This window comes from Flintibacter porci (assembly GCF_041925195.1).
GTDB classification, from domain to species: Bacteria; Bacillota; Clostridia; order Oscillospirales; family Oscillospiraceae; genus Lawsonibacter; species Lawsonibacter porci.
Genome location: NZ_JBHEVB010000007.1, coordinates 52,117 through 64,603, shown reverse-complemented (window position 1 = coordinate 64,603; position 12,487 = coordinate 52,117). Strand labels below are relative to the sequence as shown.

The following is a 12,487-nucleotide window of genomic DNA, read 5'->3' as shown; positions in this document are numbered from 1 at the left end:
ACCCATATGGACGCTCAGACCTGTATTCTCACCCGGCGCAGTGTGCGCCAGTTTACCGACCAGCCCGTGCCCCACGAGCTGCTGGAGGATGTGGTAGCCCTGGCTGCCTACGCTCCCAGTTGGAAAAACACCCAGATCAGCCGTTATCTGGCCATTGAAGACCCCGCTGTGCGGGAGACTATCGCCGCAGAGTACTGCCTGGCCGGGGCCAACAACCCCGCCATCATCCGCAGCGCTCCCCTGCTGGTGGCCCAGACCTTCGTAAAGAACCGCTGCGGCTACGAGCGGGACGGCTCCTTCACCACCGACCGGGAGGATGGCTGGCAGTATTACGACTGCGGCATCGCCGCTCAGACCTTCTGTCTGGCCGCCCATGATTTGGGTTTGGCTACCGTGATTATGGGCGTGTTTGACCGCAAGCGGCTGCAGGAATATCTCCAGGTCCCCGAGGATCAGGAGCTCATGGCGCTCATCGCCGTGGGTTATCCCGCCCAGGTTGGCGGGGCTCCCAAGCGCAAGGGTGTAGACGTACTTCTGTCCTGGAAATAAAGGAACAGCGACGGCAATGCCGTCGCTGTTCCTTTATAGCTCCATAGCCCGCTTCAACGCTGCGTCAATGTTGGGACAGAAATTCTCCTTTCCCACCTGCTGGTAAAGCCCGGATTTTTTCAGCACCGACATGGGCTGCTCGTTCACATGGGAAAAGACCAGCTGCACTCCGGCACGGCCGCACTCCTCCCACAGCCGCCGAAGCCCCTTCAGGGCGGTGATATCCAGAGCGGGCACGCTGCGCATGCGCAAAATCAGCACCCGTTTTTCTCCCCCCTCGTCGATATGGGGGATCTTATCCGCCGCGCCGAAGAACATGGGACCGTTGATCTCATAGACCATCACATGGACAGGCACGTGCTTGAACCGTCCCTTTCCGGCCTGGGTGTCCTCCACATATTCCCACTCTTCCACCACAGCCACATCGGCCATCCGCTTCATAAACAGCAGGCAGGCCAGAGTCAGGCCCACACCGATGGCTACCACCAGATCAAAGGCCACCGTCAGAAAAAAAGTAAGCAGCAGCACCGCTGTATCACTCTTGGGAGACTGGCGGACCACCCGTACAAAGGTGCGCCAGCCGCTCATATTGTAGGCCACCACAAACAAGATGGCTGCAATGCAGGGCATGGGGATCAGCGCCGCATAGGGCATCAGCAGCACCAGCACCAACACCAGCACTCCCGCATGGACCATGCCAGCCACCGGGGACACACCGCCGTTTTTAATGTTGGCGGCGGTACGGGCAATGGCTCCCGTAGCCGGGATGCCGCCAAACAGCGCAGATGCCGTATTGCCCACGCCCTGGGCTACCAGCTCCATGTTGGAGTTATGATGGGAGCCCGTCATCTCATCGGCCACCACGCAGGACAGCATAGACTCGATGGCCGCCAGAATGGCGATGGTGAAGGCGTCGGGCAGAACCGCCGCCACGATGTCATAATTGACCGTGGGCAGAGTAAATTGGGGCAGATCGGTGGAAATGGTATATAGATCCCCGATGGTGTTCACCGGCAGGTGCAGCAGCTTGACCATGGCCGCCGTGACGATCACTGCCACCAGCGAGGCAGGGATTTTGGCAAAAAATCTAGGCCAGATGATCTGAATGACCAGCGCCACACATCCCACCGCCACAGCGCTTACGCTCCAGGTAGAAAAGCACGCAAAAAACTCCTCCAGCTTCTCTACCGTCTCAACGGGAGAGTTCTGGAAGGTGACGCCAAAGAAATCCTTCAGCTGCCCCACCACAATGGTCACCGCGATACCTGCGGTAAATCCGGTGGTGATGGTGTAGGGAATAAACTTGATCATGCTGCCCATACGCAGCACACCCATCAGGATCAGCAGGATACCGGCCAGCACTGTGGCCACAGCCAGGCCATCCATCCCGTTACGGGCCACGATCCCCGCCACAATGGAGGCAAAGGCCGCTGTGGGACCGGCGATCTGGACCTTACTTCCTCCCAGGGCCGAGATCAGAAATCCCGCTACAATGGCCGTATACAAGCCCTGCTCCGGTGAAACACCGGACGCCAGGGCCAGGGCGATGGACAAAGGCAGGGCAATGATGGCCACAATGACGCCTGCCACCAGGTCCTTCATAAACTTTGCTCTGGAATAGTCCGCCAACGACTCCAGAAGCTGGGGCCTGAATAAGTACATAAAAAAACTCCCTCCTAAAAAATAGCACACAGGGCTATTCTATCGGAGGGAGCATCTTTACGCAAGGGAAAAAGGTAATTTTGTAAAATTTTGTCCGACGCTGAGCCGCTTCTCAGTTTCTCTGCTTTCCCAAAAAGCGCAGCAGGTACAAAAAGAGGTTGATGAAGTCCATATACAGCTGCAGTGCAGAGAAAATGGAGGCCTTCTCCATCATATCGGGATAGCCGGAATAGTAATAGTAAAACTCCCGGATGCGCTGGGTGTCATAGGCGGTATAGCCCAGGAAGATGGCAATGCCAAACAGAGAAATCATGCTGTCAAAGGCGGTCATACCGGGAATAAACAGAGACAACACCCCAAACAGGATAAGGAAAATAAGTCCGCTGAGCAGGATCGACTTGTATCCGGCCAGACTGCGGTTGGTAAAGTGGCCATAGGCGGCCAGAGCGCCAAAGTAAAGAGCGGTGGCCAGGAAAATAAACACAATGCTGGTCAGTTGATACAGGTACAGCCAGGTAGAAGCGGTAACGCCCATCAGAGCAGAAAATACAAGAAACATCATCTGTGCTGAGGCTACCGACATTTTCTCAATCCGGGCCGTCAGGCTGAACGATAAGATCAGCGTCACCACCAAAATCACCAGATGGATGGCAGGAAACGCAGAAAACAGATACAGTGTCGCGTTGGTCATCCAGCCTACCAGGGCCACGCCGAAGGTGACCATCAGCCCCAGCATCATCCACAGAAAGGTGCGGGTGGTATATTGTGCCTCGGTAATTACGCCGCTGGGCGCGCCGTAGTCCCGGTCCAGGTCATAAGGATCAAAAGCCATAAAAACAGCTCCTTTCAAAAGGGAAAACCTACCCCTCAGACCTCTTTCTGAGGTTGGCCTTATTATATCTGCTTTCCGGGGAAAAATCAATTCTTTCCGTTCCATGGCATCCCCGGGAAACGAGTCGGAAACGACAGGTAAGTTTTTCTTGCTTTCCGAAATAATTTATGTTATATTATTCAGGCAATCAACTTGCAGGTGTAGTTCAATGGCAGAATGTCAGCTTCCCAAGCTGAACACGGGGGTTCGATTCCCCTCACCTGCTCCACGTCGGAGCAAGCGTTATATCGCTTGCTCCGACTTATTTTATAAGTCAGAGCGCGCTCATTTTGCTGCTCCTCCTTTCCAAATCACAACCGCTTACGCTGGGTTGTAATTTGGTTTTGGGTGCAAACCTAGCAGCTGCTCCATCTACACTGTTTCGCTGCTCCAAAACAAAAAGGACATCCTTCTGGATGTCCTTTTTATTTTGTGTCTTTTCGTTTTATACTCCGGCTCTGGAACAGACCTGCCTCAGCTGCCGAGCCGCGGTGTCCATCTCCCAGGGCTGGTTGAAGGCGGACACACTCAGGCGCACGGTCCCCTCCTCCAGCGTGCCCGCCGTCTTGTGGGCCAGAGGGGCGCAGTGCAGGCCTGCCCGCACGGCCACTCCCCGCCGTCCCAGCCGCTCTCCCAGCTCCTCGCTGTCCATTCCCTCCACCTGGAGGGACAGCACCCCTGCCTGAGCTCTGGGGTCCCGGGCGCGGAACAGGGTGATCCCTGGGATTTGCTCCAAATTGGCGGACAGGCGGCGGATCAGTGCGCTCTCCCGGCGGCCGATGTTCTCCTCTCCGGTTCGCCGTACAAAGCGCAGCCCCTCCAGCAGCCCGGCAATGCCCGCCACATTGTGGGTCCCTGCCTCCAGGCGGTCGGGCAGAAAGTCGGGCATGGTCTGCACCAGGGAGGCCGACCCCGTCCCCCCCTCCAGCAGAGGCTGTGGCGCCGTGTCGCCGCACAGGAGCAGGCCGGTACCCTGGGGGCCATAGAGTCCCTTGTGCCCTGGCATGGCCATATAGGCCGCGCCAAGCGCCTCCATATCCAGAGGAACGCACCCTGCCGACTGGGATGCGTCCACGATGAGAGGGACGTTCCGCTCCCGGCACAGCCCGGCAATCTCCTCCACAGGCAGGATAAACCCGAACACATTGGAGACGTGGCAGCACACCACGGCAGATACCTCCGGCGTGATGGCGTTCCGGAAGGCCTCCACCGCTCCCCTCCGGTCAAAAAGAGGGCTCTCTGCCACCCGCACCGTAACGTTAGGGATGGCATGAAGGGGCCGGGTGACGGCGTTGTGCTCATAGCCTGAGATAACCACAGTGCTCCCCGGCCGCACCAGAGATTTGATGGCAATGTTCAGGCCGTGGGTGGCGTTAAAGGTAAAAACCACCCGCTCCGGGTCGGAGAGGTGGAACAGGCGGGCGGCCTCCTGGCGGCAGGCAAAGGCGGTATCCGCCGCCGCCATGGCGGCGGAGTGCCCTCCCCGGCCGGGACTGGCCAGATGCCCCATGGCCCAGGCCGAGGCCCGGGCTACCTGAGGCGGCTTTTGCAGGGTGGTGGCGGCACTGTCCAAATAGATCACAGGCGCACCTCCTCATATCCGCCACCGTTATCCGCCAGAAAGACCCGCTTGGGCGGAAGTCCTACCTGGTGCAGCACCGCCAGGGCGTCCTCCAGATCATGTTGGCGGATCTTGACGCAGTGGCTGCAGCCCTCTCCGGCAATCTGCCGGGGAGTCCGGAAAATATGAGCCGTGATCCCCGCCCGCCCCAGAGCGGCGGCGGTGCGCTGGGCGTAGGTGAGGGACCGGCAGATGATAAGATAATAGAGCATGACATGGCTCCTTTCTCGGGGGCCGGGACCATGCCGAGTCCTTCTCCCCTGGACCAGTCTATGCTCTATTTTTCTCTTTGCCCCTGCGGGGGCTTATTTTATTTTCGTTCCAGCAGGCACACCGCGTGGGCGGCAATGCCCTGCTCCGCACCGGTAAAGCCCAGCTTCTCCTCGGTGGTGGCTTTCACATTCACCTGTTCCGGCTCCACTCCCATGTGTCGGGCCAGATTGTCCCGCATCTGAGGGATATGGGGGGCCAGCTTGGGCTTCTGAGCCAGAATGGTGGCATCTACATTACCTACCTTCCAGCCCGCCTGGTCCAGCAGAGCCATCACATGGTCCAACAAAACCAGACTGTCCGCCCCTTTATAGGCCGGATCGGTATCCGGGAAATGGCGGCCGATATCGCCCAGAGCTGCCGCCCCCAGCAGGGCGTCCATCACTGCGTGGGTGAGCACATCGGCGTCCGAGTGGCCCAGTAGCCCCAAAGTGTGAGGTACCTCTACCCCGCCCAGAATGAGCTTGCGCCCCTCCACCAGGCGGTGTACGTCGTATCCATGTCCAATGCGCATCACAGTACCCTCCCATCTCTGGCGTCCAGAATCGCCTCGCCTAGGAACAGGTCCAATGGCGTGGTGATCTTGATATTCTCCCGGCTTCCCTGGGTGAGGGATACCTTCATCCCCAGCCGCTCCACGGCGGCGCAGTCATCGGTGAGGGCTACGCCCTCCTCCACCGCCTTTTCTACCGCTGCCCGGATGAGCCCCGCCTCAAACACTTGGGGCGTCTGTACCGCAAAGAGAGACGAGCGGTCCGGGGTCTCCACCGCCAGTCCGTTCTCCACCCGCTTGATGGTGTCGGTCACCGGGATGGCGGGAGCGGCGGCTCCGGTGGCTTCCGCCTTTTCCAGCACCTCCCCTAAGACCTCCTGGGTCAGGAAAGGCCGCGCGCCGTCCTGGATGGCGATAAGCTCCGCGTCCTGCCGTACTTCCCGCAGGCCGCACAGCACCGAGTGGATCCGCTCCTTACCGCCCACCACGACCTTGCTCACCTTATCCAGGGCAAAGGCCTTGCACAGCTGGCTCACCTCCACCAGCAGGTCCTCCCGGGTGACCACCACGATCTCGTCGATGTCGTCACAGTTCTGGAACACCCGCAGGGTACGCACCAGCACCGGCACGTCAGCCAGAGGGGTAAGTACCTTGTCAATCCCCTCCATCCGGGTGGCAGAGCCAGCAGCTACTACCACCGCCGCACGCACCGTTTTTTTCTGCTTCCGCCCCAGCCGGGACAGCAATCCTGCCATATGTCTCACTCCTTGCAAAAGAGGAGCCCTTCCGGCCCCTCTTTCTCATCCTATTGTTCTGCCCCGGCAGATATGTCAAGCCAAGGCGTGGTCGATGCACGCCTCCACGTCCTCATAGCTGCTGCTCTGGCACATGACGATCTCAGAGATGAGGATCTGCTTGGCGGAGTGGAGCATCTTCCGCTCCCCGGTGGACAGGCCCTTCTGCACATCCCGAAGCATCAGTCCCTTTACCACCCGGGCCACCTCGAACAGGTCACCGCTTTTGATCCGCTCCATATTTTCCCGGTAGCGGCGGTTCCAGTTCTGCGTCATCTCCACCTGGATGTCCGGAATGGCTGCCAATACCCGGTCTGCCTGCTCCCGGTCCACAATGGGACGCACGCCGATCTCCTCACAGTTCTCTGTGGGCACCATGACCACCATGGCACGCACCGGCAGCTTCAACACATAGTATTCCCGCATGACCCCATTGACCTTCTTTTGTACGATGCTGTCTACGATACCCGCCCCGTGCATGGGGTGGACCACCTTATCTCCGATCTGAAACAACGCCTACACCTCCACTTCAGTCCGGAAAAGCCTGAACCTGCTTGTGCACGCTTGTTCTTTGGGTAGATTCAGTTCTCTCCGGGGCTCTTTCGTCAATTCCCTCACTTTGTTGGCTGCGCTCTCGTCATTCGTCTCCTGGGGTCACAGGGGAGCAAATATGTATCCGCAGGGCTTTATTCTTTTTTATTATAACCACTTTTTCCCCGTTTGACAAGTTCTGCCCCAGGTTTCACAAATATTTTACCTCTATTTCCCTGGTGTAGAGCTCATTGAAGCATAAAAAAGCGCTGCATCCGATGGTTCGGATGCAGCGCTTGAGCGTATGAGGATTACTCCTCCACCTCGGGCTCCTCCTCAGCGGGAGCAGCCTCCAGCAGAGCGCGGATGGACAGGGAGACCTTCTTGTTCTCCATATCCACGTCGGTGATCTTCACGTCCACCTTATCGCCCTCAGCCAGCACGTCGCCGGGCTTCTCGATGCGGTGATCGGCGATCTGGGAGATGTGGATCAGGCCGTCCACGCCGGGAACGATCTCGGCGAAGGCGCCGAAGGTCATCAGCTTCACGATGCGAACGTTGGCCACGTCGCCCACCTGATAGGTGCTGGTGAACACAGTCCAGGGATCCTGGCTGTGATCCTTCATGCCCAGAGAGATCTTCTTCTTCTCGGGGTCAGCGGAGATGACGTACACGTCCACGGTGTCGCCCACCTTCACCACCTCAGAGGGGTGCTTGATACGGGACCAGGACAGCTCGGAGATGTGAACCATGCCGTCCACGCCGCCGATGTCCACGAAAGCGCCGTAAGAAGTCAGGGACTTCACGGTGCCGGTATAACGCTTGCCGTCCTCGATCTCGGCCCAGACCTTCTCGGCGGCGGCAGCACGCTCAGCGCGCAGCACGCGGCTGATGGAACCCACCACGCGGCGGCGGGCACGGTTGACCTCGGTGATCACCAGGCGCACCTTCTGCTTGAGCAGGGTGCTCATGGGAGTCTCGCGGGGCAGACCAGTCTGAGAAGCGGGAACGAACACGCGGATGCCCTTCACGGACACGACCACGCCGCCCTTGTTGTCCTCAGTGACCACGCCCTCCAGCACGGTCTCGTTCTCACGGGCGGTCTCGATCTCCTCCCAGCCCTTGACAACGTCCAGGCGCTTCTTGGACAGGGTGACAACACCCTCCTGGTCGTTGACGCGGACCACAAAGGTCTCGATCTCGTCGCCGACCTTGACCAGATCCTCCACCTTGGCAGTGGGATCATCAGTCAGCTCGGATACGGGAATATAACCGGCGTGCTTGGTGCCCAGATCAACCTGGATCTCAGTGGGTGTGATCGCAACCACAGTACCAGTTACCTTATCCCCCGTATTCAAAGTTTTGATCGACTCCTCCAGCAGCTCCGCAAAGGATTTTTCGATCTCCATGATTTCATCGCTCATTTTGTCACAGACCTCCTTTATTATCCACGCGGGAGTCGAAGCACCCGCCGTGATGCCGACAACTTCTGCCTGGGCCAGCCGGCTTAAATCCAAGTCCGCTACGCGCTCAATGAGCTGCACATCCGGACAGGACTCCCGGCAAATCTCCGCCAAGCGTTTGGTGTTGGAGCTTTTACCGTCGCCGATGACCACCATTTTGTCGCACTGCGCGGCGAACTGATGGGCTTCCTCCTGGCGTTTCGATGTCGCTCCGCATATTGTATCAAAAAATTCCGCGTTTGTACACTCTTTTTTTGCTTTTTTCACGCACCCGTCCCAGATTTTTCTGGTAGAGGTGGTTTGAGAGACAAAAGTCAGCGGAAGATTTTTCCTGTTTTCGTCCTCCTGGAGCCACGCTTCCAGCTCCTGGGCGCCGGAGAGCACCACCGGATGGCTGCACCAACCAGCGATGGCAGTCACTTCCGGATGATGGGGCGTGCCAATGATCACCGGCTGTCTCCCCTGCTCCTCCGCCTGGGAGACGATCTGATGGATGCGCTTGACATTGGGACAGGTGGCGTCTAGGATACGGGCTCCCCGCTTCTCCAGGCGCTCATAGGTCTCCCAGCTCTCCCCGTGGGAGCGGATGATCACACCGCACCCCTGGGGCACCTGGTCGGGATCCTCTACCACCTTCACGCCCTGGCTGGCCAGACGGTCCACCACATCGCTGTTGTGGATGATATAGCCCAGCATGACACAGGGCTCTCCGGACTGGGCGGCCGACTCAGCCAGCTCCACCGCCCGCTTCACACCGTAGCAGAAGCCGGCGGACTTGGCCAGACGGATCTTCATTCCAACCCCTCCCCCAGCTGGTGGATCTGGTCCATCACCGTATGGGTGATCTGGTCCAGTTCCTCCGCGGTCGCTTTCCGCCCTGCAATCTGGGGATGGAAGGGCTGCCCGAAGACCACCGTAGTGGGCCGGAACCAGGGCTTTTTCCGGGTAACATATATCGGCAGGATGGGGCTTCCTGTGCGGGTGGCAAACAGGGCCGCACCCCCCTTGGCCGCCACATCCTCACCCTCGTGGACTCGGGTCCCTTCGGGGAAAATCAGCAGCTTGCCCTCTCCCTTCAGGCAGGCCAGAGCGGATTTGACCGCCTTTACATCAGCGTGGCCGCGGTCCACATAGATGACCCCAGCCTTGCCCAACAGCCAGCCGATCAGGGGCACCCGGGACAACTCGATCTTGGCCATAGGCCGGATCTGGTAGCGCATCTTTGCTGCAAAGCAGACAAACAGGGGATCGGTCAGGGCGGTGTGGTTAGCGCACAGCACCACAGCCCCCTCAGGGATATTCTCCCGGCCAACGGACCGCACCGGGTGGCACAGACAGAAAAATGGCTTTACAATACAGTACAGCAGCCGGTAAATCGTTTCCATACTCACAGGGCGATTCTCTCCCTTACCAGATTGATCAAGGCCTCCAGGCTGCCCTTCAGATCCAGATGGGTGGTATCCAGCTGCACCGCGTCCTCGGCCTGACGCAGGGGAGCCACTTCCCGGTGGGCATCCTGATAATCCCGCTGCTGGATATCGTGGAGGATCTCAAAAAATTCCGTCTTTTCTCCCCGCATCTCCAGCTCCAGACAGCGGCGGCGGGCACGGGCCTCGGGATCAGCCGTGAGGAAGATCTTTACCCCGGCATGGGGCAGCACCACCGTGCCGATGTCCCGTCCGTCCATGACCACGTCGTGCTCCTGAGCCTGACGGCGCTGGAAGTCCAGCAGGAAGGCACGCACCTGGGGCAGGGCGGCCACCTGGGAGGCCATACCGGAAATCTCATGGTGCCGGATGTCCTCGGACACGTCCTTGCCTGACAAGTACATATGCTGTACACCGTCTTCCCCGTAAGCCATGCGAAGGTCCAGTCCCTCCAGCAGCGGAGCGACCTGCTCCGGATCAGAGGGATCGGCTCCCTCCTGCTTGCAGCGCAGGGCTACCGTGCGGTAAATGGCTCCGGTGTCCACATACAGATAGCCGATCTCTTTGGCCAGCGCTCGGGCCAGGGTACTCTTCCCTGCCCCGGCGGGGCCGTCGATGGCGATACTGCGATTTTCCATAGTTCTCTCTCCCTATGCGTTTTCTTCTCCGGTTTCCTGAGCAGCATGGGCCGCACTCTCTCCTGCGCAGCGGCCGGTGGCCCAGGCGATCTGGAGATTGAAGCCTCCCGTGTAGGCGTCTACGTCCAGCAGCTCTCCGGCCAGATACAGCCCGGGAACTTTCTTGGACTCCATGGTCTTGGGGTCTACCTCTCCCACCTTTACCCCGCCGGAGGTAACGATGGCCTCGGTAATGGGGCGGGGACCTTTTACGTGGATGGTGAGTCCCTTCAGGGTCTCCAGCAGCCGCCGGCGCTCCTGACGGGTCACATCGTGGGCCTTCCGGTTTCCGGGAATTTGAGTCAGTTCCAGCAGCACAGGCACCAACAGCCGGGGCGCCAGAGCACCCAGCAGATTGTGCATGTCCCGGTTGGCGTTCTCACCCAGCTCCCGCAGAAGGCGCTGGTCCAGCTTCTCCTCGTCCAGGGCGGGCTTGAGGTCAATGACGCAGGTGTACTGGTCCTTCTCAAAGTCCCGCATGTGGGCGCTGGCGCTGAGCACCAGGGGCCCTGACATGCCGAAGTGGGTGAACAGCAGTTCCCCCTGCTCCTGGAAGATCACTTTTTTCTTTTTGTTTTTGACCTTCAGCACCACATTTTTCAGGGCCAGGCCCTGCATCTGGGCACAAAAAGACTCCTCCGCCTCCAAAGGCACCAGAGAGGGCTTGGCCGGAACAATGGTATGCCCCAGGGCCTCAGCCATAGCGTAGCCGTCTCCGGTGGAGCCGGTTGCGGGGTAGGACGCCCCTCCGGTGGCCAGCACCACCGTCCGGGCGGAATATTCGCCTCCCTCCCCCACCGCGGTGAAGGAGCCGTCCTCTTGAGGACGCAGTTCCAGTACCCGATCCTGGAGGATGGGCACCTTGCGGCGCTGGAGAGCGCGGAACAATGCGTCAATGATATCCGCAGAGCGGTCAGACTGGGGAAAGACCCGGTTTCCCCGCTCCACCTTCAGGGGCACGCCCAGCTCCTCAAAGAAGTTCTCCACCCACTGAGGCGGTGTGCGGGTCATGGCCCCGTAGAGAAAGCGGCTGTTTCTAGGGGTGCTGGCAAGCACCTGCTCTACGCCGCAGTGGTTCGTTACGTTGCACCGGCCCTTGCCGGTAATATACAGCTTGCGTCCCACCTTGGGATTGCGCTCCAACAGGCACACCTGGGTGCCTTGATCTGCGGCGGCCAGAGCCGCCATCATTCCTGCGGCTCCGCCGCCAATTACCAATACATCTGTCATACCTGGTCGTCCTGAGCCTTCTGATAGACCCCGTACTCCTCCCAGATCTGCTCCAAAGTCTGGAAGGTCTTGGACAGATCCTCATTTTTCTTCCGGCTGACCTCCACCAGCAGGGCGTTGACCAGGCTGAGAGGAGCCACCAGAGAGTCGACAAAGGAAGCCATATCGCTGCGGGCCTTCAGAGTGTACTTGGAGCTGACGGCCAGGGGCGAGGCGTCACTGTCGGTGATGGCGATGGTAGTAGCGCCCCGGTCCCGGGCAAAATTCATGGCCTGCACCGCCCGGCTGGAGTACCGGGGGAAGCTGATGCCGACGACCACGTCCCCCTCCCCTACCCGCAGCAGGCTCTCAAAGACCTCGCTGGGGGTGTTGGCGGTGATCATGGCCACGTTATCAAACAGCAGGTTGAAATAGAAGCCCAGGAAGGTAGCGATGGCCGCAGAGGAGCGCACACCGATGATGTAGATGCGCCGGGCGGCCACAATGGCGTCGGTAGCCTTGTCAAAGCTGTCCCGGTCGATATCCTCCAGGGTGAGACGGATCTTCTCAATATCCGACTGGAGGACCATGTCCAGCACATTCTGGTCGCCGATGCGGTCATTGGCCACCTCGATGCGCTGCACCGACGTGAGCCGGTTGCGGATCATTTTTTGCAAGGACTTTTGCATACTGGGGTAGCCGTCATAGCCCAGCTCCGCGGCAAAGCGGACCACAGTGGACTCGCTCACATTTACCCGCTTGCCCAGACGGCTGGCGGTCATAAAGGCCGCCTTATCGTAAGACTCCAAGATATAGTTGGCAATGCGTTTTTGCCCCTTGGAGAAGGTATTCATATTTTCCTGGATCACGGCCAGAATATCCCGATTCATAATCCTTCATCTCCTGACAATGTAGGCCCC

Annotated in this window: 13 protein-coding genes and 1 tRNA gene; 2 read left to right on the top strand and 12 right to left on the bottom strand. The window is 59.3% G+C overall.

All coding sequences use genetic code 11. The features are described 5' to 3' along the window. The first annotated feature begins 6 nt into the window (after positions 1-6). Positions 7-549: a nitroreductase family protein gene (locus tag ACEVJL_RS09145; protein WP_325208286.1), complete on the top strand. Its 543-nt coding sequence runs from the start codon at positions 7-9 to the stop codon at positions 547-549. A gap of 33 nt (positions 550-582) precedes the next feature. Here the strand turns inward: ACEVJL_RS09145 and ACEVJL_RS09140 are convergent, their stop codons facing one another. Beyond that, positions 583-2,211, bottom strand: a complete 1,629-nt coding sequence (locus ACEVJL_RS09140) for a SulP family inorganic anion transporter (protein ID WP_374737562.1) — start codon at positions 2,209-2,211, stop codon at positions 583-585. Between the two features lie 112 nt (positions 2,212-2,323). Beyond that, complete coding sequence (locus ACEVJL_RS09135; protein ID WP_374737560.1) at positions 2,324-3,043, bottom strand: Bax inhibitor-1/YccA family protein; 720 nt, start codon at positions 3,041-3,043, stop codon at positions 2,324-2,326. 194 nt (positions 3,044-3,237) lie between these two features. Between ACEVJL_RS09135 and ACEVJL_RS09130 the strand changes: the two genes are divergently transcribed. After that, a tRNA-Gly gene (locus tag ACEVJL_RS09130) sits at positions 3,238-3,311 on the top strand. Between the two features lie 216 nt (positions 3,312-3,527). On the opposite strand, the gene ACEVJL_RS09125 is transcribed toward ACEVJL_RS09130, so the two are convergent. The 10 genes from ACEVJL_RS09125 to ACEVJL_RS09080 all read right to left on the bottom strand — a co-directional run bounded on the left by ACEVJL_RS09125 (position 3,528) and on the right by ACEVJL_RS09080 (position 12,457). Next, positions 3,528-4,664 carry an aminotransferase class V-fold PLP-dependent enzyme gene (locus tag ACEVJL_RS09125; RefSeq protein WP_374737558.1) on the bottom strand — a complete coding sequence of 379 codons (1,137 nt, stop codon included), beginning with the start codon at positions 4,662-4,664 and terminating at the stop codon, positions 3,528-3,530. Further along, positions 4,661-4,915, bottom strand: a complete 255-nt coding sequence (locus tag ACEVJL_RS09120; RefSeq protein ID WP_008980594.1) for a putative Se/S carrier protein — start codon at positions 4,913-4,915, stop codon at positions 4,661-4,663. The genes ACEVJL_RS09125 and ACEVJL_RS09120 overlap by 4 nt, the downstream gene beginning before the upstream one ends. A gap of 98 nt (positions 4,916-5,013) precedes the next feature. Next, positions 5,014-5,487, bottom strand: coding sequence for a 2-C-methyl-D-erythritol 2,4-cyclodiphosphate synthase (gene ispF, locus ACEVJL_RS09115; RefSeq protein WP_302668157.1), 474 nt, complete (start codon positions 5,485-5,487; stop codon positions 5,014-5,016). After that, positions 5,487-6,221, bottom strand: coding sequence for a 2-C-methyl-D-erythritol 4-phosphate cytidylyltransferase (gene ispD, locus ACEVJL_RS09110; RefSeq protein ID WP_235398562.1), 735 nt, complete (start codon positions 6,219-6,221; stop codon positions 5,487-5,489). Before ispD ends, ispF begins: the two co-directional genes overlap by 1 nt. Positions 6,222-6,296: 75 nt before the next feature. Continuing rightward, a complete protein-coding gene (locus ACEVJL_RS09105) occupies positions 6,297-6,773 on the bottom strand; it encodes a CarD family transcriptional regulator (RefSeq protein ID WP_008980593.1) in 477 nt (158 codons plus the stop codon). A gap of 329 nt (positions 6,774-7,102) precedes the next feature. Beyond that, positions 7,103-9,049, bottom strand: a complete 1,947-nt coding sequence (locus ACEVJL_RS09100) for a bifunctional 4-hydroxy-3-methylbut-2-enyl diphosphate reductase/30S ribosomal protein S1 (protein WP_374737556.1) — start codon at positions 9,047-9,049, stop codon at positions 7,103-7,105. After that, on the bottom strand, positions 9,046-9,639 hold the full coding sequence (locus ACEVJL_RS09095; RefSeq protein WP_374737738.1) for a lysophospholipid acyltransferase family protein: 594 nt from the start codon (positions 9,637-9,639) through the stop codon (positions 9,046-9,048). The genes ACEVJL_RS09100 and ACEVJL_RS09095 overlap by 4 nt, the downstream gene beginning before the upstream one ends. Before the next feature lie 2 nt (positions 9,640-9,641). Then, on the bottom strand, positions 9,642-10,319 hold the full coding sequence (gene cmk / locus ACEVJL_RS09090) for a (d)CMP kinase (protein WP_235398559.1): 678 nt from the start codon (positions 10,317-10,319) through the stop codon (positions 9,642-9,644). 12 nt (positions 10,320-10,331) lie between these two features. Continuing rightward, entirely contained in the window at positions 10,332-11,588 is a 1,257-nt protein-coding gene (locus ACEVJL_RS09085) for a BaiN/RdsA family NAD(P)/FAD-dependent oxidoreductase (RefSeq protein WP_374737555.1), read from the bottom strand. Then, complete coding sequence (locus ACEVJL_RS09080) at positions 11,585-12,457, bottom strand: MurR/RpiR family transcriptional regulator (protein WP_008980588.1); 873 nt, start codon at positions 12,455-12,457, stop codon at positions 11,585-11,587. Before ACEVJL_RS09080 ends, ACEVJL_RS09085 begins: the two co-directional genes overlap by 4 nt. Positions 12,458-12,487: the final 30 nt, after the last annotated feature.

What these genes read in the sequence shown, in the direction of transcription:
- ACEVJL_RS09135 (WP_374737560.1), bottom strand. Translation starts at nt 3,043, where the DNA reads ATGGCTTTTGATCCTTATGACCTGGACCGGGACTACGGCGCGCCCAGC.
- ACEVJL_RS09100 (WP_374737556.1), bottom strand. Translation starts at nt 9,049, where the DNA reads ATGAAGATCCGTCTGGCCAAGTCCGCCGGCTTCTGCTACGGTGTGAAG.
- ACEVJL_RS09085 (WP_374737555.1), bottom strand. Translation starts at nt 11,588, where the DNA reads ATGACAGATGTATTGGTAATTGGCGGCGGAGCCGCAGGAATGATGGCG.
- ACEVJL_RS09145 (WP_325208286.1), top strand. Translation starts at nt 7, where the DNA reads ATGGACGCTCAGACCTGTATTCTCACCCGGCGCAGTGTGCGCCAGTTT.
- ACEVJL_RS09140 (WP_374737562.1), bottom strand. Translation starts at nt 2,211, where the DNA reads ATGTACTTATTCAGGCCCCAGCTTCTGGAGTCGTTGGCGGACTATTCC.
- ACEVJL_RS09120 (WP_008980594.1), bottom strand. Translation starts at nt 4,915, where the DNA reads ATGCTCTATTATCTTATCATCTGCCGGTCCCTCACCTACGCCCAGCGC.
- cmk (WP_235398559.1), bottom strand. Translation starts at nt 10,319, where the DNA reads ATGGAAAATCGCAGTATCGCCATCGACGGCCCCGCCGGGGCAGGGAAG.
- ispF (WP_302668157.1), bottom strand. Translation starts at nt 5,487, where the DNA reads ATGCGCATTGGACATGGATACGACGTACACCGCCTGGTGGAGGGGCGC.
- ACEVJL_RS09080 (WP_008980588.1), bottom strand. Translation starts at nt 12,457, where the DNA reads ATGAATCGGGATATTCTGGCCGTGATCCAGGAAAATATGAATACCTTC.
- ACEVJL_RS09095 (WP_374737738.1), bottom strand. Translation starts at nt 9,639, where the DNA reads ATGGAAACGATTTACCGGCTGCTGTACTGTATTGTAAAGCCATTTTTC.
- ispD (WP_235398562.1), bottom strand. Translation starts at nt 6,221, where the DNA reads ATGGCAGGATTGCTGTCCCGGCTGGGGCGGAAGCAGAAAAAAACGGTG.